Consider the following 19989-nt stretch of genomic DNA (forward strand, 5'->3'; position numbering starts at 1 on the left):
GATGACCGGAGTTCCGGCCCGCGTCAAGACCGAACGTTCTATCTTTCTAGGGTGGAACGCGTGACGCGGATGCGTCAGCTCCTCGCGGCCGACGGCGACGTGGTCGTCTCGGGCACGGTCGACAACCAGGGGCGGTTCTACCGCCGCTTCGACCACGTCGTCCTGCTCAGCGCGCCGCTGCCGGTGCTCCTCGAACGCGTGCGGCGACGCCGTACCAACCCGTACGGCCGGACGCCGGAGCAGCGGGCCGAGATCGAGCGTCACGTCCGCTCGGTCGTGCCGCTCCTCCGGCGCGGGGCGACGTGTGAACTCGACACCCGGCGCCCGCTGGCCGAGGTCGTCGACACGATCGAGCGGCTGCTACGTCAGCCCGCGGAGGAACTTCTCGGCGACCGGCACCGAGACTGAGCTGCTGTGCCCGCCGTTCTCGACGAACACCGCGAACGCGATGTCGCCCTGCCAGCCGACCCACCAGGCGTGCGCGTGCTCGGGGTTGTTGTCGAACTCCGCGGTGCCGGTCTTGCCGAAGACCGGGCTGCCCGGCACGTCACGCAGGGACGTCGCCGTGCCGTCGGTGACGACCTGGCGCATCATCGTGCGCAGCGGCTCCACCGCGGCCGGCTTGAGCTGCGGGCCGGGAGCCACGTCGGACTTGCCGGTGAGCGTCGGCGGTGTCCACCGGCCGGACGCCACCGCCGCGGTGGCCGACGCCATCGCCAGCGGGCTGACCACGGTCCGGCCCTGACCGAACGCCGCCGCGGCCCGCTCCGCCGCGTCGCCACCGGTGGAGACCTTGCCGGAGAAGGCGGGCAGGCCGAGCGCGTAGTCCGACTCCAGGCCGAGCAGCCGGCCGGCGTCGGCCAGCCCGTCGGGGCCGAGCTTCGGGGCGAGCGCGACGAAGGCCGTGTTGCACGACTTGGCGAAGTCGGTGCGGAACGGCACGTCGCCCAGCTCGAAGTCGTCGAAATTCTTGAAGTCCCGGCCGCCGGCGGCGAGGTGGCTGGGGCAGGCGACGGTCTGGTCGGCGGTGACCGCGCCCTGGTCGAGCAGGCCGAGGGCGGAGACCATCTTGAACGTCGAACCCGGCGGGACCTTGGCCTCGAACGCGGCGTTGAACGACCCGCCGTCCGGCCCGTTGGCCGCCGCGATCACGGAGCCGTCGCTGACCCGGATCGCCACCAGGGCGCTCTGCTGCGGAAGGTCGGCCAGCGCGGCGTCGGCCGCGGTCTGGACCCGCTGGTCGAGCGTGGTGCGGACGGGCTGGCCGGGCTTCGGCGCGCTGGTGAACAGCTCGGTGCCGGCCGGGTCGACGACGACCGTCACGCCGGGGATGCCCCGCAGGCGCTGGTCGAACGCGGCCTGCAGCCCGCCGTGTCCGACGTGGTCACCCACCGCGTAGAGGGCGGGCTTCTCCTTCAGGTCCTCTTCGGTGGCGTCCGAGACCGAGCCGAGCAGCGCGCGGGCGAACTGCCGGGTGGGCGCGAGGTCGCGGGTGGACTTCACCAGGGTGGCGCCGGTGATCGCGTCGAGCTGCGCGGCGATCTTGTCGTAGGCCTCCTGACGCAGCACGACGACGTCGACCGCGATCCCCGGCTTGGCCTTGGCCAGCCGGGCGGGCAGGTCGGCCAGATCGACCTCGGTGTCGATCGTCGCGAACGCGGCCGACAGCTGCTTCACGGCCGCGGCGGGGTCGGTGACCTTGGCCGGGTCGAGCAGCACGGTGACGACCGGCCGCGGGCTCACGATCGGGCTCCCGGCGCCGTCCAGGATGCCGCTGCGCGGCGCCTCCGCGCGCTTCGTCCCGAGCGTGTCGCCGGTCTTCAGTTGCTTGTGGACGAGCGCGGGCTCCCAGACCACGTCCCAGCTGTCGTCGCGCTCGCGCAGCCGCACGTCGGTGCGGTACGACCAGGTCACCGGCCCCGGCAGCGTCCAGGTCACGGTGACCGGGCTCACCGCTCGGCCGTCCTTCACCGTCGCGTCGCCGCTGCGTTCGAGTTTCGCCGGGGCCGCCGCGAGCTCACCGGTCAGCTTGGCCAGCTGCGCCGTGACGTGGGCGCCCGGAACGGACTTCCCGTCCGGGTCCACGAAGCGGGTCTTGTCGAGCTGACCCTGCCGCCAGTTCTTGAGGAAGGCGTCGACAGTGGGCTCGGGGTCGTTGTCCCCGCTGCAGGCCGTGAGCGCGAGGGCGGCCACGACGCCGAGGGCAGCGAGAACCGCACGGCCTTTGAGAACATTCATCGGTGACGGGTCTCCGGTCCGGTTGTGGACAGATCGGAAGGGTATGGGGCGGCCGCAACGTCGCTTCTTGACCGCGCCCGCAGTATTCCGCTCTACTGGTGGCTCGGTGCCGTGCCGCGCCGCCGGTGTCCTCGGCGGTCGGGCCGCCGGCTCCGCGACGCCAAGGGGATGATCACGTGACGATTTCGCTCACAGGACGCGGCTGACCTTCACGGCGCCCGCGCGTCTCCCCTGATCACCTCCCGCACTCCACGGAACCCGTGGAGGCGTGCGGGTGCGTTCGCCCATTCACCGATCGCACTCTGCCGCTGGAGGCAACCGCAGCATGTCCACGTCCATCCAGTTCAACCACACGATCGTCGGCGCCCGTGACCGCGAGGAGTCCGCGCGGTTCCTCGCCGACGTGCTCGGCGTCGAGCTCGGCGCGGCCTGGGGTCCGTTCCTGCCGCTCCCGCTCGGCAACGGCGTGACGCTCGACTTCGCGACGATGCCGCCGCACCTCGAGGTCGCGCCGCAGCACTACGCGTTCCTCGTCCCCGAGGAGTCGTTCGACGGGATCTTCGGACGCATCACCGCGGCCGGGATCGACTACTGGGCCGACCCGGCACGCACCAAGCCGGGCGAGATCAACCACGAGCACGGCGGGCGGGGCGTCTACTTCCTCGACCCGTCCGGGCACTACCTCGAGGTGATCACCCAGCCGTACGACAACGTCGTCTGACCGGGGGTTCCGGGCGTCCGCGCGGGCGCCCGGAACCCGCGCTCAGGCTCCGTCGGCCACCAGCGCGTCGGAACCGGACGGCGTGCCGATGTCCGCCCGGGCCGCCGGGTGCGTGACGTAGTAGGCGATCGCCCGAGCGATCAGCCCGTGGTCGGTGGCGATGCCGCGGACGTTCACCTCGATCCGGGCGCCGGGCGCCGGGGCCGGCGTCACCGGTCCGGGGGTGAGCAGCGCGTTGACGTTGGTGTCGTACGCGAGCCCGCGCGTGCTCAGCGGGTCGTCGGCGGGTGGCGCCGGCGCGGTGCCCCTCTCCGCCGCTGGGTCCGGCGAGATCACCGGGATCACCAGCGCGGGGAGCCAGTGCAGGCGTTCCGTGTCGATGTCATCCCACCGGACCGGTCGCCGGCGCAGCGAGCCGAGCCGGATCCCGTCCGGGGTGAGCAGGAGCGCGCTGCGCCCGAACACACCGAAGGCGGCGACGACAGCGATCGGCATCGCCGGGCCGAGCCGCGTGACCTCCACGGCGACCAGCGCGGACGCCAGGATCATCGCCGAGCCGTACGGCACCTGCGGGCGCGGGACGACGAGCGCAGGCCGCGCCCTCCACCGGCCGGTGCGGAACCCGACCGACCCCCAGCGCGACGAGCCGCTCAACCGACGGAACAGCACGGCGTGCAGCACCGCGAGCACGACCGGGACCGCGAACCATGCCCGGTGCTGCCCCGCCGCGTACCCGGCGGCCGCCGCGGTCAGCGCGGAGACGGCCGCCACGAGCCGACTGCGACGTACCAGGTCGGACGTGGTCACGCGGTGAGTGTAGGGAGTGGGTCGACGGTGTCTGGGTTAATGGAGCGCATGACGCGGGGTCGATGGTCTCGAACCGGTCGGCCACTGAACCCGGGCATCGCGTGACGGGGGCACGTCCGCCCCTGATCTCCGAGGCGGCGGCGTTGTCGGTCGCCGGAGACGTCGTCCGTCGGCACGCACTGGGGTCGACGCTGGTCGGCACGGGAGCGGACGCCACCGTGGTCGTCGTCGCGGCCGGAGACCGGCCCGGGGACAGCGGTGTCCGCGATTCCACCACGGTGGTCCTGCGTGGAGACCCGAGCCCGGACCTCCACCCCCGGTTCATGGGCCGGGTGCGCCCACCCATCCACGTCTTCGTCCGCCTGGAACACGGCTGCCTCCCGCTCGGTACCGCGCGGTGCCGGCGCGGGGCGTCGGAACCCGCTCGTTTCACCTCCGCGGAACTCCAGCTCGAGCAGCCGCTGAGCCGAGCGCTGCTGGACGCGGCCCGGCCGGTGCCCCCACCCGGGCCGGTGCCGTCGGTGGAGTGGGTCGACCACGTGGCGACCGATCCGATCCGGGCCCTGGAGTCGTTCGTCCTGGGGTGGTTCCCGGCCGGCGAGCTCACCCCGGTCGGGACGAACGACCGGCCCGACGCGTTGGCCGCCTTCCACCGGTTGGCGCGGCTCCGTCCGGCGCTCCACCGGTTCCCCGACCCGGTGCTGACCGAGCCGACCCGCGCGTCCGGCCCGCCCGGCGACCGGCTGGTCTTCGCCGTCCGGGACGGGGGCGGAACGGAATGGTCGATCCCCTGGCCACCGGGCGGAGCCGATCCACGCGTGTGGTTCACCGACGAGTCGGAGACCATCCTCGAGGAGGAGCCGCTCAGTCGCTTCCTTCTCCAGTTCACGCTGGACGCGGCGGTGCAGACCGCCCCCTACCAGGCGACGACCTACGTCATGCCCACCGCGCACCTCGACGCGCTGCGGAGCACGCTGCGCCCGGTGCCGCTGAGCCCGTTCCGGCCGACCTGCACCGCCGCGCGATTCTTCCTGGCGCCCGGCCTGCTCGCCCAGGTCAGCGGCGACGACGACGAGTCGATCGTCGGCTTCGGAGCACTCCACCGCGGCACCCTGACCCCGCTGCTCGCCCACGGCTTCCGCTGGAGCCGCTTCGACGGGTGAGACACGGGACCGGCCCCCGGCGCGCCCCCGGTCCCGGACCAGGCGAAGGTCAGCCCTCGGCCGGCGCGGCGAGTGCCCGGAAGACCGGGCGGAGCAGCTCGGCCACCTGCTCGGGCGACGCGTCGGAGAGCCGGCCGAGGCGCAGCAGGTACCGCTCGATGATGACGCCGTGGACGATCGCCCCGAGCAGGCTCGCGCGTAGCTCGGCGTCCTCCCCCGGGATCGCCGCGCTGATCTGCGCAAGCTGCTCCACCCCGGCCGCCCGGTACCGCGCGGCGGCGTCCTCGTTCGTGAGCATCGAACGCAGCACGGCGAGCGACGCGACCGGCTCGTCGTCCAGGCGCGTGGCCAGCGAGGCGAGCAACGCTTCGACCATCTCGTCGGCATCGGCAACGGGCAACTCCGCGACGGGAAGTTCGGACGCACGGGCGAAGAGCTCGTCTTTCGATCCGAAGTAGTGCATGACGAGCCCGGCGTCGACGCCGGCGGCTTTCGCGACCGCGCGGATCGTCGTGCGGTCGTAGCCGAGCGCGGCGAACAGCGTCCGGGCCGCGGCGAGGATGCCCTCCTCGCTCCGTCGGCGCTGCTCGGCTCTGGTCGGCTTCTCCACTGGCTCATTCTACGGACGTTGACCGGGTCCGCCGTTCGTTCTACGGTCGTTCAATCAACGTGCGTTCAACGAACGGAGCGGCCATGTCCCCCACGTCGCGCGAGGTCGTCGAGAAGATGCTGCAGGTGGGTCGCGAGCTCGACATCGACGCGTTCGTCGACCTCATGGCGCCGGACGGACACCTCGAATGGCCGTTCCGGCCGCCCGGCGCGCCGGCCCGCCTGCGGGGCCGCGCGGAGATCCGCCGCCATCTCACCCGGGCGGCTCGGGCGTTCGTCACCCTCGACGAGTACCGCGACGTGGTGATCCACGAGACCACGGACCCGGAGGTGGTCATCGTCGAGTACGAGGCGCTCGGCTCGGTCGTCGCGACCGGCGCGCCGTTCCACCAGACCGTGATCGCGGTGTTCCGGGTCGTCGACGGGCACGTGGTCGTGTACCGGGACTACCTCGATCCGCTGCGGTTGATCGAGGCCCGCTCGGCGTAGGTGGCGGCGATCGCGGCGGCGCGGTCGCGCAGGGCGTCGCGCAGCCACTGCGGGGTCAGCGCCTCGGCGTGCGTGCCGAGCTGCCACAGCGTCCACTCGGCGTGGCGCGCGTCCTGGAACGTGACCTCGATGCGCACCCGGCCGTCCGCCTCCCCGGCCTCGGACAGGACGGCGAGCGCGGGGCCGACCAGGGCGTCCCGGCGCGCCGGGTCCACTCGCACCAGGGCGACGACCTGGTTCCCGCCGGTCCGGAACCGCGTGCTGCGCTCCCGCCACGCGCGGTCCAGATCCACCCGCTCCGGACGCTCCGCCGGCTCGTCGAGCTCCTCGGCGGCGACGATCCGGGACAGGCGGTAGGTGCGGTCGGCGCCCGCCCGGGTGGCGAGCAGGTAGCCCTGCTCGCGGGCGGTGACCAGCCCGATCGGGTCCACCGTGCGCCACCGCGGACCCTGGCCGGCGGCCGCGTACCGGATGCGCAGCTTGTGCCCGGCGAGCACCGCGCGACGCACCGCCGCCAGCACCGCGTCGGACAGGTCCTCGGTGGTGATCTGTCGGGCCAGCAGGTCGGTCTCCGGGTCGACGAGCAGCCGCTGCGCCGCGCCGGTGGCGGTGTCCCGGTAGTTCTCGGGCAGCGCGTCGACCACCTTGAGCATCGCCGACGCGAGCGCGGAGCCCAGCCCGAACGCCTGCGCCCCGCGCCGGGAGCCGGCGATCAGCAGCGCGAGCGCCTCGTCGTGGTTCAAGCCGGTCAGCTCGGTGCGGAAGCCGGGCAGCAACGCGAACCCGCCGTGGCGTCCGCGCTCGGCGTACACCGGGACGCCGGCCGCGGAGAGCGCCTCGACGTCACGCAGCACGGTGCGGGTGGACACCTCCAGCTCGCGGGCGAGCGCGGTCGCGGAGAGCCGGCCGTGACGGCGCAGCAGGAGCACCAGGGAGACCAACCGATCGGCACGCACCCCGAAACCGTCGCAGAAATACACGACACTGGGTGTCGTGATTCGTTGCGAAGCTCCTCTCGACGAAAGGAGCCGTCATGGCGATGGATCGAACCGCGGTCAACCCGTGGACCTGGTCACTGGAGCTGGGTTACGCCCAGGGCACGGTCGTCCCGGGGCCGGGCCGCACCCTGTACTGCGCCGGGCAGACCGCGATGAGCGGCGAGGGCAAACCCCAGCACCCCGGTGACATGGCCGCGCAGCTCGCGCTGAGCCTGGACAACGTGGAGGCCGTCCTCGGGGAGGCCGGCATGTCGCTGGCGGACCTCGTGCGGCTCACCGTCTACACGACCGACGTCGACCGGCTCCTCGAGCACTACGGCGTGCTCGCGGCCCGGCTGGGTGCGGCCGGGGCGGCGCCGCCGAGCACGCTGCTCGGGGTGGCCCGCCTGGCGGTCCCCGAGCTGCTGGTCGAGCTCGAGGGCACCGCCGTCGCGCCGTAGCCTCCTGTCAGCCCACGAGCGTGTTCTGCCTGCGGGTGATCCACCAGCGTCCGTCGCGCCGCACGAAGACGTAGAGCGCGATCATCTCCGGCGGCTCACCGGCGTCCGCCGCCGCCCGCGTCGACCAGGCACGTTTCTGCGCCACCGCGACGTCGGGCGCGAGCGCGGCCGCACCGGACACCTCGTAGTGCGCGGTCTCGTCGCGGAGGAACCCGGCCAGCCCCACCCGGTTCGCCTCGTCGATCGCGTCGCGGCCCTCCAACCAGGCCCCGCGCGCGTTGCCGACGACGGCGTCCCGCGCCATGTGGACACCCAGCAGCGCGGGTTCGTTCCGGTTGAACCCGTCCTCGACGTCCTGAACGATCCGGCGGATCGCCGCTTCGTCGTCGGCGTCGAGGGCGGTGGTGGTGTGCGGGGGTTCGTTGGTCATGGTCAGGACGGTAAAAGGTGAAGCCGACGTGAGGTCAAGCCGGGAATGCTCACGCGACGGCCCTTCTCCGACGCACCGCCCGGACCACCATGAAGTCATGGCGACGCGGTTCGGCGTGATCGGGTGGCCGGCCCTCCACGGCGATCGAGCACGCGTTCGCCGAAGGGCTGGCGAGCCACACGTCGGACAGCCGGTGTCCCGGTGGACATCGGTGACGGTGGCGGCACCGTCACGCGTCTCGTCGGCGCCTCCTACACCCACGACGGGCCGATGCTGGCCGTGCTCCCCCGGTTCTGCACATCCCGGCCGCACGCACCGGTCCCGGCCTCGACGGCACGGTCCGCGCGGTCGAACGGGAGCTCGCCGATCCGTACGCCCCGGCGTCCTCGTTCGTCCTGGACCGGCTCGTCGACCTCCTGCTCGCGCAGGTCCTGCGCTCCTGGCTCACCAGCACACCGATCGTCGACACCGCCTGGTGGGGTGTCCTGCGTGACCCGGCGCTGACCGCGGTGGTGGCCGCGATCCACCGGCGTCCGGAATCGCCGTGGACGGCCGCCGCGCTGGCCGGGTTGGCCGGAATGTCGAAGTCCACGCTGAACCGCCGGTTCCTCGCCACCACCGGCCTGAACCCCGTCGGCTACCTGACCCGGTGGCGGATGAGCGTCGCCGCGAGCCGCCTGCGTGACCGCGACGAACCGATCGAGCGGGTGGCCCGGTCGGTGGGATACACGTCGGTGTACGCGTTCACCCGCGCCTTCCACCCCGAGCGCGGCATGCCCCCGTCCCGCTTCCGCCAACTGGCCCGAGCGCCCCGAACCGGGTGACGGACAGGGGCGGCCAGGCGGACGGCCGGCGTGCGGCGCTCTAATACTGGTTTCAGGTCGGTCGGGGAGAGTGAGCGGCAAACGCATCGACTGAAGGGGGCGGGCCGGCGTGCGGATCATGATCGCGGACGACGAGGCGGCCATCCGGGAATCGCTGGAGCGGGTGCTCCAGGTCGAGGGGTACGACACCAGCACCGTCGCCAACGGCCTCGCCGTGATCGACGGGCTCGACGACGCGGGCGACGACACGCTGGATCTGCTGATCCTCGACGTGATGATGCCCCACCTCGGCGGGTTGGAGACCTGCCGGCGGCTGCGTGCCGCGGGGCATGACCTGCCGGTGCTCATGCTCACCGCCCGTGACCAGGTCTCCGACCGGGTCGCGGGGCTGGACGCCGGCGCCGACGACTACCTGCCCAAGCCGTTCGCCACCGAGGAGCTGCTGGCCCGGGTCCGTGCCCTGCTCCGCAGGCGCGCACCGGCCGACGAGGAGTCGCCGATCCTGTCGTTCGCCGACGTCCGGCTCGATCCCGACCGGTTCGAGGCGTGGCGGGGCGAGCGGCCGCTGCGCCTGACCCGGACCGAGTTCTCCCTCCTGCAGGTGCTCCTGCGCAACGCCACCCGGGTGCTCACCCGCGACGCGCTGTTCGAGGCGATCTGGGGTTTCGACATGAGCGCCACCGCCAACAACCTCCAGGTCTACGTGAGCTACCTGCGTCGCAAGATGGAGGCCGGGGGCGAGCCGCGGTTGATCTACACGCTGCGCGGCCTGGGGTACACGCTGCGCGAGACCGCTCCGTGAGGGCGATTGCCCGGTGGTGGCGCCGGCGGTCGCTGCGGACCCGGATGACGGTGATCGCGGCGACGGCCATCGCGGTCAGCGTGTTCGTGGCCTTCCAGGTGGCCAGCGAGCTCATGGAGGGGCAGCTGCGGGACACCGCCCAGGATCAGCTGCGTGCCGACGCCCGCGTCCTGGCGACGAGCGCGGAACGCACCGGTCCGGCCCGGGTCCCGCTGCCGCCGTACCCCGGCTCCGGCCGCCTGGTGCGGATCGTCCTGCCCGACGGCTCCACCCGGACGCCGGCCGGCCAACCCGCGCTGCCCCCGGTCAGCGAGCCCGCCGGGCGGGTGGCGCGGGGTGCGTCGGCCGACCTGATGGAGTCGACCGACGGCGACGAGGAGGGCTACGTCGTCTACACGCTGCGGGCCGGCGACGGCGCGGTCCAGGTGGCCGGGCTCGCCGACGACAGCCCGATCAACCAGTTCGGGTTCGGCATGCTGCTGATCGGGCTGCTCTGCGTGGCCGGTGGCGCCCTGGTCGGGCGGGCCGTGGCGCGGGCCGGCCTGGCCCCGATCGACCGGCTGACCGCCGCCGCGGTCCGGGTCGCGCGTACCCGGGATCTCGACGCCGGCATCCCGGACGAGGGCGGTGGGGAGATCCGGCGGCTGGTCCAGTCGATAAACGACATGCTCGCCGCGCTCCGGGACTCCCGGCAGGCCCAGCGGCTGCTCGCCGAGGACGCCGCCCACGAGCTCAAGACCCCGCTCACCAGCCTGCGCCTCAACGTCGAGCTGCTGATCCGGCTCGATCGGCGCGGCACGCTGGACAGCGCGCTGCCGGCGGAGAGCCGGACGCGGCTGCTCACCGACCTCGGCGCCCAGGTGGCCGAGTTGAGCACCCTCGCCGCCGAGCTGACCGACCTGGCGCGCGGCGACGTCAGCGACGAGAGCACCGAGCTGCTCGACCTCGCCGACGTGGTGGTGGCCGCCGTCACCCGGGCGCGGTCCCGCGTGCCCGACGTCGAGGTCACGCTCGAGGTGACGTCGGTGTGGGTGAACGGCCGTCCCGCGGCGCTCCAGCGGGCGGTGCTCAACCTCGTCGACAACGCCGGCAAGTGGTCTCCTCCGGGTCGGCCGGTGCACGTCCGGCTCCGGGCCGAGGGTGCGTCGGGGGTGATCGAGGTCGACGACGCCGGGCCGGGCATCGACGCCGCCGACGTACCGCGGGTGTTCGACCGGTTCTACCGGGCCGCCGGTGCCCGGGCGTTGCCGGGATCCGGTCTGGGGCTCTCGATCGTGCAGCGGGTCGTCGACGCGCACGGCGGCCGCGCCACCGTCGCCCGCTCCGCGCGGGGCGGCGCTCTGCTCCGCGTCGACCTGCCGGCCGCGGCCTCGCCCGCCCCGGTCGCACCGCGCTAACCGGGGCCGGGCGCGACGATCCGGGACGGGCCGGCCCCGCCCCGGATCGTCCCGCCGCTCACCGGTGCAGCGCGGGCTCCTTCTCGTCGGCGAGCGACCGTCGACCGTGTCGCGGTTCCGTCGGCCGGGACAGCCGGCTCGGCCACCACATCCGCCGGCCGATCAGCAGGGTCAGGGCGGGCACCAGCACCGACCGCACCAGCAGGGCGTCGAGCAGCACGCCGAAGGCGACCAGGAACCCGACCTCGACCAGCATCACCAACGGAAGCGTGACGAGGACCGCGAACGTGGCCGCCAGCACCAGGCCGGCCGAGGTGATGACGCCACCGGTGGCCGAGAGGGCCTTGAGCATCCCCTCCCTGGTGCCCAGACGCACGGTCTCCTCCCGGGCCCGGCTGGTCAGGAAGATGTTGTAGTCGACGCCGAGCGCCACCAGGAACAGGAAGGCCAGCAGCGGCACCTCGTAGTCGATGCCCGGGAACCCGAGGATCGTGTCGAAGACGAACACGCTGCCGCCGAAGGCCGCGGCGAACGAGACGATCACGGTCGCCATCAGCACCAGCGGCGCCACGACCGCGCGCAGCAGCAGCCCGAGGACGATCAGGACGACGACCAGCACCAGCGGGATCACCAGCTTCTGGTCGCGGGCGGTGGTCACCTCGGTGTCGAGGCGCTCCGCGCTCGGCCCGCCGACGACCGCCTCCGCCCCGCTCACCGCGTGCACGGCGGTGCGCACCCGCTCGATCGTGTCGTACTCGGCGGTGGTGTCCGGTGCGTCCTTCGGGAAGACGGAGATGTCGGTCCAGCCGTCGACGGTCCGACCCGGGACGACCACGGCCACCCCGCGCGTGTTCTTGACGACGTCGAGCACCCGCTCCTGCTCGGCCGGGCGCGTGAAGATCGTCATCGGCTGGCCGCCGAGCTCCGGGAAGTGCTGACGCAGGACGGTGAAGCCGGTGACCGAATCCGGCGCGGACAGGAACTGGTCTTCCGTCCGCAGCGCGCCGGTGTTGCCGGTCAGACCGATGGCGAGCACGGCGAGGATGCCGAGCGAGCCGACCGTCGCCACCCACCGGCGGCGGCTGATCGCGGCGCCGAGCCGTCCCCACAGCCCCGGCTTCTCGACCACGGCCGTGCTGAACCGCGGGATGGCCGGCCAGAAGATCCGCCGGCCGAGCACCACGAGCAGCGCCGGGAACAGCGTCAGCATGGCCACCAGCGCGCACAGGATGCCGGCCGCGCCGATCGGGCCCAGCCCGCTGGTGCTGTTCAGGTCCGCGGCGAGCAGGCAGAGCAGGCCGGCGACCACGGTGGCCGCGGACGCGACGACGGCCGGCGCCGCGCTGCGCAGTGCGTGCACCATCGCGACCCGGACGTTCTCGTGGTGGTGCAGGGTCTCCCGGTAGCGGGCGATGAGCAACAGCGCGTAGTCCGTGCCGACGCCGAACACCAGGATCGTCAGCAGCGCCGAGTTCTGGTCGTTGATCACGATGCCGAAGCCCTTGACCAGCAGGTAGACCGTCGCCATCGCGGTCAGCGCGGCCGCGCCCACGGCCACCAGCGGGACGAACCACAGCACCGGGCTGCGGTAGGTGAGGACGAGCAGGAGCGTGACGACGACGATGGTGGTGAGCAGCACCTGCAGGTCGATGCCGTCGAACACGGCGTCCAGGTCGCCGTCGATCGCGGCCGGCCCGGTCACGTCGAGCTCCAGGCCGGCGGGGCGGTCCTTCGCGGCGTCACGCACCGGGCCGACGAGGGTCTCCGGTGCGCCGCGGGCCGCGCTCACCTCGAGGGTGAACATCATCGCTTCGCCGTCGGCGGAGAGCCTCGTCGGTGGGCCCTCGTCCTCGTCGGCCGGTGCCGACGTCGTCCGGGGCAGGTACCGCCGGGCCAGGGCGTCGTAGTGGCGCTGGACCGTCGCGCGGTCGGCGTCGGTCAGGCCGCCGGCGCGGTGGTACACGAAGACGAACGTGTTCTCGTCCCCGCCGGGGCGACGGTCCTCCAGTACCGCGACCTTGGTGGACTCGGCGCCGGCCGGCAGGGTGTCGACGGCGCGGTCGGTGGTGACCGAGCTCAACTTCGCGCTGAGCGGCACCATGACCACGGCCAGCGCCACCCACAAGCCGATCACCAACCACGGCACCCACGGACCGACCGGCGCTTTCCCGGTCGGCGCTGCGTTGACTGCCATTGACGTGCCTCCTACGCGCGGACTGCATCGGTTGTCTGACACCGATGTGGTACCGAGCGAATCTGAGACAACCGTTAAGACGGCTGGTGCCGCCGCCCCACCGCGCTGAACTCGCGGCGGACCAGGGCCACGGCCTCGGACGGCGGGAGCGGCCGGTGGAAATAGAAGCCCTGCCCGATCGTGCAGCCCATCTCGATCAGGGCGGCGGCCTGCTCGGCCGTCTCGATGCCCTCGGCCACGACCGTCATCCGGAACGCTCCACCGAGGTGCACCACCGCCTCGCACACCGAACGGGCCTCCGGGTCGTCGGCGATCCCGGTCACGAACGACCGGTCGATCTTCAGCACCGAGACCGGCAGGCTCCGCAGATAGCTCAGCGCCGAGTAGCCGGTGCCGAAGTCGTCGACCGCCAGGTCGATCCCGAGGTCACGCAGCGCCTCCAGGCGGCCGATGGTCAGCGGATCGGGCCGCAGGATGACGCTCTCGGTGATCTCGAGCGTCAGCCGGTCCGGCGGGAATCCGGTCTCGGCCAGGATGCTCTCGACGGTCCGCACGAGATCGGCCTGCGCGACCTGCTTCGGCGACAGGTTGACCGAGAGCCGCAGTTCGTCGGCCGCGGGGGTGTCGGCGCGCCAGCCGGCCGCCTCCCGGCAGGCCGCACGCAGCACCCAGGTGCCCAGCGGAACCACCGCGCCGGTCTCCTCGGCCAGCTCGATGAACGCGCCCGGGCCGAGCAGGCCGCGGACCGGGTGGTTCCAGCGGACCAGGGCCTCGACGCCACGCAGTTCACCGGTGGCCAGTGCGACCGCGGGCTGGAAATACACCACCAGCTCGTCGGCGGCGACGGCACCGCGCAACTCGGCCTCGCGGGCCTTGGTGTCCAGCTCCTCCGAGTAGTACTCGAACCGGCCGCGCCCGGCGCGTTTCGCCGCGTAGAGAGCGGTGTCGGCCTGCTGCAGCAGGGTCTCCCCCGAGGCGTCCGGATCCTCGCGGACCAGGACGCCGATGCTCGACTCGACCATCAGCACGTGTTCGCCGAAGATCACCGGCGTGCGCAGCGCCTCCAGCAGGCGGGCGGCGATCGTGCCCGCGGTCTCCCGGGACGGCAGGCCGTGCATGAGGACGACGAACTCGTCGCCGCCGAGCCGCCCGGCCAGGTCGCCGCCGCGGATCACCGTGCGCAGGGCGTCGGCGGTGGCCACCAGCACGGCGTCGCCCGCTTCGTGGCCGAACGTGTCATTGATGGGTTTGAAACTGTCGAGGTCGACGAGCATGACCGCGGTGTGCGAGCCCGGACGGATCGGCTGGCCGGCGAGCTGGTCCAGGCGCTCGGCGATCAGGGTGCGGTTGGCCAGGCCGGTCAGCCCGTCGGTGACCGCCATCTCGCGGTTGTCACGCAGCGCGTGGAACTGGCGCGCCATCACCAGCAGGGTGAGCACCGCCGAGCCCAGGATCATGCCGCCGTAGGGGTCGAGCGGCAGGTGCGACGACTGCTCGGCGAGCAGCAGATAGGCACCGACGCTGGCCGCGTACGGCAGCACGAAGACGACAGTGCGGTCCCGGCGCCGCGGCGTGGCCCGCCGCGGGCGGCGGTACTGCTGGTCGGCCGCCACCACCAGCAGGAAACAGCCGCCCAGCCAGAGCAGGTCCGGCCAGGAACCGCCGGTGAACCCACCGTGCAGCTGGATCCAGCTGTACGAGACGTCGGCGACCACGGTCATCGCGATCGCCCCGGCGAGCAGCCGCAGCGGCGCCGGCGTCTCCGACTGGTGGCGCCGCAGCAGGGCCGCCGACACGGCCAGGACGAGCAGCAGGTCGCCGATCGGCAACGCGGCCGTGAACGCCCGCTCCCACGCCGTCAGACCGGGGGCGTTGAGGATCGGGCCGAGGAGCAGGTACCAGATCGCGATGAACCCACCGGCGCCGACGATCAGCGTGTCGAGCGCGAGCTTCTGCCGCTGCCGGTGGCTGCGGTGCTGGCCGGGCAGCATCATCAGCCCGGCGAACATGAACGGCGAGAAGAGCAGGAAGAAGTAGTCGGCGGCCGACGGATAGCCGGTCGTGTGCAGGAGGTGTTCCTGCGCGAACCAGGAGCAGTGCGCGGCCAGCTGGCAGACGAACGCCGCGGTGATCACCCGCCAGGCGCGCCGGGTCCGGCGCTCCTGGCGCTTCGAGACGGCCACCCGGGCGGCCAGCACGGTGAAGACGACCGCGAGCGGCAGGTACGTGGCGTCGGTGACGAGCGCGCTGACCTGCGGACCGTGCCATCGGCCGACGAACCAGGCCTGCTGCACCACGAGCAGGAGCGCGCAGGCGAGCACACTCGCCGCGGACGCCCGGCCGGTCCGGATCCAGGTCAACATCTCCAACCTGTTCGGCAGCCCGGGTGCACTTGTTAGCCGGTCCGCGCCCAGGTTGGGCGGCGCCCGCGGTCAGCGGCTCCGGTCGGCGCGCCCGTCGGACCCGTACGTCCGTACGGTTCGAGAGACGACGAGCCCGTGGCGACGCTCGGCGAGCACCAGCTCGCAGACGCGCGCCTCCATCGCCGCGCAGAACACCTCGTCGGGGTCGCCACCGGTACGGCCACGTGTCTCGGTCATGAGACGCATGCTGGCCGGTCGTCACGACGGGAACCAGCACCGCTCCGAGCTAGCCTCGGCCGGGACAGGCTCCACCCGCGAACGCCGTTCCTCTTCGGACGCGGACGCGGCGTCACCGCGTGGGCGCGGCCGTCACGGTGGCCGGTTGCTTCGCGGACCAGAGCGCCAGCGCCCCGAGCGTCGCCAGCAGGCCGGCGCCGGCGACCACCAGGTGGCTCGGCATCACCGCGGTGAGAGCGCCGGCGAGCAGCACCCCGGCGCCCTGACCGGCGACCAGACCGGCGGCGACCAGCGCGAACGCCTGCGCGCGGGAGTCGTCGGGCACCGCGCGGACGAACGCGACGTTCGCGGCGAGCTGGTACGCGGCGCCGGCGCCCGAGACCGCCCAGAGAACGCCGGTGAGCACCGGCCCCGGCGCCAGCGCGCAGAGGGCCAGGGGCACGCCGGCCAGCACCGCCAGCGGCTCCAGCAGGCGTGACCGACGTTCGGCCGAGACCCACCGGCTCAGCCCGACCATCGCCAGCGCGGTCCCCGACGCGGCGCAGGCGAGGAGGAACCCGATCGTGCGGGCACCGCCGCCGAAGCCGGCCGCGTACGGGGCGACGACCCCGGCCGGCACCGTGTGGAACGTCGCCAGCCAGGCGTAGCCGGTGAGCCGACGCAGGCGTGCGTCGCCGAACACCAGCCGGACACCGGCGAGCGCGCGACGCTCCCCGGGCCGCGGCGGACCCGCGGCGGCGGCCGGCCGGTCGGCCACGCTCCGGCGCACGAGCAGGGCCGAGACGAGGAACGTCAGCGCGTCGAGCAGCAGGGCCTGGCGGGGCGTGGTCGCCGCGGCCAGCAGCCCGCCGGCCGCGAAGCCGGCGACCTGCGCGAACTGTCCCGACACCGCGCCGATGGCGGTCGCGGACGCGTAGCGGTCGTCGTCCGGGAAGACGTCGCGCACCAGCGCCGAGCGGGCCGCGGTGAACGGCACGCCGAGCAGCGTGGCCACGAACAGCAGGACGTAGAGCGCGGGCAGCGGGAGCCCCGGCAGCGCCATCAGCGCGATCAGCGCGGCGCCGGCGAGGTCGCAGGTGATCAGCACCGCGCGGCGCGGGTAGCGGTCGCCGATCCAGCCCAGCAGCGGGCCGCCGATCAGCCACGGCAGCATCGTCACCGCGTAGGCGGCGGCCGCGGCCAGCGCCGACCCGGTCGTCTGGAACGCCAGCACGGTGAGCGCGACGCGGGCGAGCTGGTCGCCGAGGCGCGAGAGCGTCTGGGCCAGCCAGAGCCCCCGGAACTCGGCGTCGCGCAGGACGGTGGCCCGCCGGTCGCCGGGCATGGTCACCCTTTCGAGAACGGTGGCCGGGCGGCGGAGGGCACTCCGCCACCCGGGGTCGGTGTCACTCCCAGTCGGTGCCACGCATGGGCGATCTCCTCTTCCGGGTCGCGGACGGTGGACACGGATGCCGGGTCAGTCCCAGTCGGTGACGCGCATGGGCGGTCTCCTTCCTGCGTCGTGGACGGTGGACGCGTGCCGGGTCAGTCCCATTCGACGCCGCGCATGGTCCACCTCCTTCCCGGGGCGAGGCCGAACTGGCTGGTCATTCCCACTCGGTGATGCGCACGGGCGTCTCCTCTCCCGGCCGGGGCGAACCAGGTGGTCAGTCCCACTCGATGATCTGCATGCGAGGTCACCTCCCCGTGGAGCGTGCGAAGGAACGCGTCGATCGGTCACTCCCACTCGGTGCCGGGCACGGCGATCTCCTCCCCGTCGAGATCGACTGGTAGGGGCCATCCGACCCGGTTCTCGCGTCCGGGTGGCGGAATCCAAACGAGTCCGTACAGAGTGGTGACCTCGCACCGTCCACAGGGGAGAACGCATGGCCGTGGCGGAAGCCGGCGGGTTGCCCGACCCGGGGCGGGCCCGCAGCCTCGACGATCTGGCGGAGTGCCTCCGTGCGCTCAAGGTCTGGGCCGGCGACCCGTCGTACGAGACGATCACCCGGCGGATCAACGGCCGCCGGAAGACCGACGGCCGTCCGGAGCACGAACGCGCCCGGCGCGGCACCGTCGTGGACTGCTTCAAGGCCGGCCGGCGCCGCGTCGACGAGGAGCTGGTCCTCGAGATCGTCGAGTCGCTGCACGCCGAGCCCGGGTACCTCGTGCACTGGCAGCAGGCCCTGCGCGCCACGGTCGCGGGGGCGCGGGCGGCGGCGCAGGTGCGTGTCCTCGACCGGCTGCCCGACGACGTGCCGGGCTTCGTCGGCCGGGACGCGGAGCTGACCCGGCTCACCACCGCCGCTCGTCCCACCGAGCCGGCGCGGGCCTCCCCGCTCGTCTGCCTGCTCACCGGGATGGCCGGGGTCGGCAAGACCCAGCTCGCGGTCCACGCCGGCCACCGGCTCGCCGCCGAGCAGCGGTTCGGGACGACGCTCTTCGTCGACCTCCGTGGTTTCCACCCGGATCCGGCCCAGCCTCCGGCGGAGCCGGGCGCCGTCCTCGACGCGTTCCTGCGCCTGCTGGGCCGCCCCGGCCACCGCATCCCCACTGCCCTCCAGGCGAAGCACGCGCTGTTCACCGAGCTCCTCGCCGGCACCCGCACGCTGCTGGTGCTCGACAACGCCGCCGACGAGCACCAGCTCCGCCCGCTGCTGCCCGCCGGCGGCGGGACGGTCACCGTCGTCACGTCCCGGCGCACGCTTTCCCGGCTCGACGCGGACGTCCGGCTCGACCTCGACGTGCTCAGCGCCGGGGAAGCCGAAGCCCTGCTGGTCGCGGCCGCGCCCGGTCTCGCGATCGGCGCCGACCCCGCGGCGTACCAGCGGCTCGCGACCCGGTGCGGACGGCTGCCGCTCGCGCTCAGCGTCGTCGCCGGGCAGTTGGTGGGCCGGCCGGGCTGGACCGTGACCGATCACGCCGACCGGCTCGACGAGCGGTCCCGCGACCGCCGGCTGGAGACCGGCGTCGAGCTGGCGCTGCACTTGTCGTACCAGCACCTTCCGGCGCCACGGCAGACGCTGCTGCGGCGGCTGGCCGCCCATCCCGGGCCGGACTTCGACGTCCACGCCTGCGCGGCACTGCTCGACGTCGGCCCGGACGAGGCCGGCGCGGTGCTCCGCGGCCTCGTCGAGGAGCACCTGGTGCAGCGGTCCGACGCCGAGCGGTACGTGCTGCACGACCTGGTCCGGGCGTACGCGGCCGAGCGGGCCCGCGACGACGAGCGCCCGGCCGACCGGCGCGACGCGGTGACGCGCCTCTTCGATCACCTGCTCCACGCCGCGGCCGCGGCGATGAACGCGTTGTCACCCGCCGAGCGTCACCGCCGCCCGGAGCTGCCGCGGCCACCCGCAACCCATCTCGGGTTCACCGACGCCACCCGGGCGCGGGCGTGGCTGGACGGCGAGCGCACGACGCTGATCGCGGCCTGCACGGAGGCGGCCCGCGCCGGCCGCGCGGAGTACGTCGTGCGGATGGCCGGGACGATCTACACCTATCTCGACAACGGCGGCTACCCGGCGGACGCCGTGACCGTCCACACCCGGGCCCGGGACGCCGCCCGGCAGCTCGGCGACGAGGTCGCGGAAGCGGTCGCGCTGACGAACCTGGGGATGGCGTGGTGGCAGCTCGGGGACTACCCCACCGCGGTCTCCCACCTCCGGCAGGCGCTCGCCGTGCACCGCGCGGCCGGTGACCTGCGCGGGGAGGCACGCGCGCTCGGCAACCTGGGCGTCGTCTACAGCACGAGCGGGCGCGGTGACCTCGCGGCCGAGTACCAGCGCCGAGCGCTCGAGGTGTTCCGGCAGGTCGGCGACCGGGTCGGCGAGGCCAACACGGTGACGAACCTGGCCGCCGCGCACGCCCAGCTGGGTCACCCGGCCGAGGCGGTCGAGTACAGCGGGCAGGGCCTGCTCCTCTTCCGGAAGCTGCGGCACCGCGGCGGCGAGGCGACCGCCCTGACCAACCTCGGCGACGGCCACCTGGCCCTGGGCGAGTTCGACCGCTCGGTCGAGTGGTACCGGCAGGCGCTCCCGATCTTCCGGGACCTGGGCGAGCGCTACGGCGAGTGCTGCGCGCTGAACGGCCTGGGCCGGGCACTGGCCGGCCTGGGCCGGGAGGACGAGGCCGCCGAATGCCACCGGACGGCGCTGGCGCTCGCACTGGAGATCGACAACCCGGACGAGCAGCAGCGGGCCGTCACCGCGCTGGCCGAGCTGAGCCGGCCGACCGACGCACCCGGCGGTTCGTCCGGCCACGGTCGCACCGGCCGGACGTAGGTGCCTCCCGCCGACGCG

18 protein-coding genes and 1 pseudogene are annotated in these 19989 nt (G+C 73.5%); 10 read left to right on the forward strand and 9 right to left on the reverse strand.

Translation table 11 applies throughout. The features are described from left to right. Positions 1 to 51: 51 nt before the first annotated feature. Positions 52 to 408, forward strand: a complete 357-nt coding sequence (locus ABD437_RS36510; RefSeq protein ID WP_344653531.1) for an ATP-binding protein — start codon at positions 52 to 54, stop codon at positions 406 to 408. Here ABD437_RS36510 and ABD437_RS36515 read toward each other — a convergent pair. Further along, entirely contained in the window at positions 361 to 2238 is a 1878-nt protein-coding gene (locus ABD437_RS36515) for a penicillin-binding transpeptidase domain-containing protein (protein WP_344653532.1), read from the reverse strand. The genes ABD437_RS36510 and ABD437_RS36515 overlap by 48 nt on opposite strands. 325 nt (positions 2239 to 2563) lie before the next feature. Here ABD437_RS36515 and ABD437_RS36520 point away from each other — a divergent pair, with 325 nt between their 5' ends. Further along, entirely contained in the window at positions 2564 to 2959 is a 396-nt protein-coding gene (locus ABD437_RS36520) for a VOC family protein (protein ID WP_344653533.1), read from the forward strand. Positions 2960 to 3001: 42 nt separating this feature from the next. On the opposite strand, the gene ABD437_RS36525 is transcribed toward ABD437_RS36520, so the two are convergent. Beyond that, positions 3002 to 3766, reverse strand: coding sequence for a hypothetical protein (locus ABD437_RS36525; protein ID WP_344653534.1), 765 nt, complete (start codon positions 3764 to 3766; stop codon positions 3002 to 3004). 101 nt (positions 3767 to 3867) lie between these two features. Between ABD437_RS36525 and ABD437_RS36530 the strand changes: the two genes are divergently transcribed. After that, positions 3868 to 4929, forward strand: a complete 1062-nt coding sequence (locus ABD437_RS36530) for a hypothetical protein (protein WP_344653535.1) — start codon at positions 3868 to 3870, stop codon at positions 4927 to 4929. 49 nt (positions 4930 to 4978) lie between these two features. Here ABD437_RS36530 and ABD437_RS36535 read toward each other — a convergent pair whose 3' ends face one another. Continuing rightward, complete coding sequence (locus ABD437_RS36535; protein ID WP_344653536.1) at positions 4979 to 5539, reverse strand: TetR/AcrR family transcriptional regulator; 561 nt, start codon at positions 5537 to 5539, stop codon at positions 4979 to 4981. Between the two features lie 83 nt (positions 5540 to 5622). Here ABD437_RS36535 and ABD437_RS36540 point away from each other — a divergent pair, with 83 nt between their 5' ends. Then, positions 5623 to 6027, forward strand: coding sequence for a nuclear transport factor 2 family protein (locus ABD437_RS36540; RefSeq protein WP_344653537.1), 405 nt, complete (start codon positions 5623 to 5625; stop codon positions 6025 to 6027). Here ABD437_RS36540 and ABD437_RS36545 read toward each other — a convergent pair. Then, positions 5985 to 6983 (reverse strand): helix-turn-helix transcriptional regulator, encoded by a 999-nt coding sequence (locus tag ABD437_RS36545; RefSeq protein ID WP_344653538.1) that lies wholly within the window; start codon positions 6981 to 6983, stop codon positions 5985 to 5987. The two genes, ABD437_RS36540 and ABD437_RS36545, sit on opposite strands and share 43 nt — an antisense overlap. A 77-nt stretch (positions 6984 to 7060) precedes the next feature. On the opposite strand from ABD437_RS36545, the gene ABD437_RS36550 reads away from it, so the two are divergent. Then, a complete protein-coding gene (locus ABD437_RS36550) occupies positions 7061 to 7465 on the forward strand; it encodes a RidA family protein (protein WP_344653539.1) in 405 nt (134 codons plus the stop codon). 7 nt (positions 7466 to 7472) lie between these two features. Here the strand turns inward: ABD437_RS36550 and ABD437_RS36555 are convergent, their stop codons facing one another. After that, positions 7473 to 7895 (reverse strand): YybH family protein, encoded by a 423-nt coding sequence (locus ABD437_RS36555; protein ID WP_344653540.1) that lies wholly within the window; start codon positions 7893 to 7895, stop codon positions 7473 to 7475. A 293-nt stretch (positions 7896 to 8188) separates the two neighbouring features. Here ABD437_RS36555 and ABD437_RS43170 point away from each other — a divergent pair. From ABD437_RS43170 to ABD437_RS36570, 4 genes and pseudogenes are all read left to right on the forward strand, one after another. Beyond that, a pseudogene (locus ABD437_RS43170) lies at positions 8189 to 8329 on the forward strand (AraC family transcriptional regulator); the annotation flags it as partial. A 75-nt stretch (positions 8330 to 8404) separates the two neighbouring features. Beyond that, positions 8405 to 8719 (forward strand): helix-turn-helix transcriptional regulator, encoded by a 315-nt coding sequence (locus ABD437_RS36560; protein WP_344653541.1) that lies wholly within the window; start codon positions 8405 to 8407, stop codon positions 8717 to 8719. A 109-nt stretch (positions 8720 to 8828) separates the two neighbouring features. After that, positions 8829 to 9521 (forward strand): response regulator transcription factor, encoded by a 693-nt coding sequence (locus tag ABD437_RS36565; protein WP_344653542.1) that lies wholly within the window; start codon positions 8829 to 8831, stop codon positions 9519 to 9521. 44 nt (positions 9522 to 9565) lie between these two features. Further along, positions 9566 to 10918: a HAMP domain-containing sensor histidine kinase gene (locus ABD437_RS36570; protein WP_344653543.1), complete on the forward strand. Its 1353-nt coding sequence runs from the start codon at positions 9566 to 9568 to the stop codon at positions 10916 to 10918. A gap of 58 nt (positions 10919 to 10976) precedes the next feature. On the opposite strand, the gene ABD437_RS36575 is transcribed toward ABD437_RS36570, so the two are convergent. The 4 genes from ABD437_RS36575 to ABD437_RS36590 form a co-directional block, all read right to left on the reverse strand. Continuing rightward, entirely contained in the window at positions 10977 to 13112 is a 2136-nt protein-coding gene (locus tag ABD437_RS36575) for an MMPL family transporter (protein WP_344653544.1), read from the reverse strand. Between the two features lie 74 nt (positions 13113 to 13186). After that, positions 13187 to 15475: a putative bifunctional diguanylate cyclase/phosphodiesterase gene (locus ABD437_RS36580; protein ID WP_344653545.1), complete on the reverse strand. Its 2289-nt coding sequence runs from the start codon at positions 15473 to 15475 to the stop codon at positions 13187 to 13189. A 69-nt stretch (positions 15476 to 15544) separates the two neighbouring features. Next, positions 15545 to 15712, reverse strand: a complete 168-nt coding sequence (locus tag ABD437_RS36585; RefSeq protein WP_344653546.1) for a hypothetical protein — start codon at positions 15710 to 15712, stop codon at positions 15545 to 15547. Positions 15713 to 15824: 112 nt separating this feature from the next. Further along, positions 15825 to 17036: an MFS transporter gene (locus tag ABD437_RS36590; protein WP_344653711.1), complete on the reverse strand. Its 1212-nt coding sequence runs from the start codon at positions 17034 to 17036 to the stop codon at positions 15825 to 15827. 541 nt (positions 17037 to 17577) lie between these two features. Here ABD437_RS36590 and ABD437_RS36595 point away from each other — a divergent pair. Beyond that, positions 17578 to 19971: a tetratricopeptide repeat protein gene (locus tag ABD437_RS36595; RefSeq protein ID WP_344653547.1), complete on the forward strand. Its 2394-nt coding sequence runs from the start codon at positions 17578 to 17580 to the stop codon at positions 19969 to 19971. The last annotated feature ends 18 nt before the right edge of the window (positions 19972 to 19989 follow it).

The sequence above is a fragment of the Cryptosporangium japonicum genome (genome assembly GCF_039524755.1).
Lineage (GTDB): Bacteria > Actinomycetota > Actinomycetes > Mycobacteriales > Cryptosporangiaceae > Cryptosporangium > Cryptosporangium japonicum.

Coding starts and splice junctions, on each gene's coding strand:
- ABD437_RS36515 (WP_344653532.1), bottom strand. CDS start 2,238: ATGAATGTTCTCAAAGGCCGTGCGGTTCTCGCTGCCCTCGGCGTCGTG.
- ABD437_RS36520 (WP_344653533.1), top strand. CDS start 2,564: ATGTCCACGTCCATCCAGTTCAACCACACGATCGTCGGCGCCCGTGAC.
- ABD437_RS36585 (WP_344653546.1), bottom strand. CDS start 15,712: ATGACCGAGACACGTGGCCGTACCGGTGGCGACCCCGACGAGGTGTTC.
- ABD437_RS36580 (WP_344653545.1), bottom strand. CDS start 15,475: ATGTTGACCTGGATCCGGACCGGCCGGGCGTCCGCGGCGAGTGTGCTC.
- ABD437_RS36575 (WP_344653544.1), bottom strand. CDS start 13,112: ATGGCAGTCAACGCAGCGCCGACCGGGAAAGCGCCGGTCGGTCCGTGG.
- ABD437_RS36595 (WP_344653547.1), top strand. CDS start 17,578: ATGGCCGTGGCGGAAGCCGGCGGGTTGCCCGACCCGGGGCGGGCCCGC.
- ABD437_RS36590 (WP_344653711.1), bottom strand. CDS start 17,036: ATGCCCGGCGACCGGCGGGCCACCGTCCTGCGCGACGCCGAGTTCCGG.
- ABD437_RS36550 (WP_344653539.1), top strand. CDS start 7,061: ATGGCGATGGATCGAACCGCGGTCAACCCGTGGACCTGGTCACTGGAG.
- ABD437_RS36555 (WP_344653540.1), bottom strand. CDS start 7,895: ATGACCAACGAACCCCCGCACACCACCACCGCCCTCGACGCCGACGAC.
- ABD437_RS36540 (WP_344653537.1), top strand. CDS start 5,623: ATGTCCCCCACGTCGCGCGAGGTCGTCGAGAAGATGCTGCAGGTGGGT.
- ABD437_RS36570 (WP_344653543.1), top strand. CDS start 9,566: ATGACGGTGATCGCGGCGACGGCCATCGCGGTCAGCGTGTTCGTGGCC.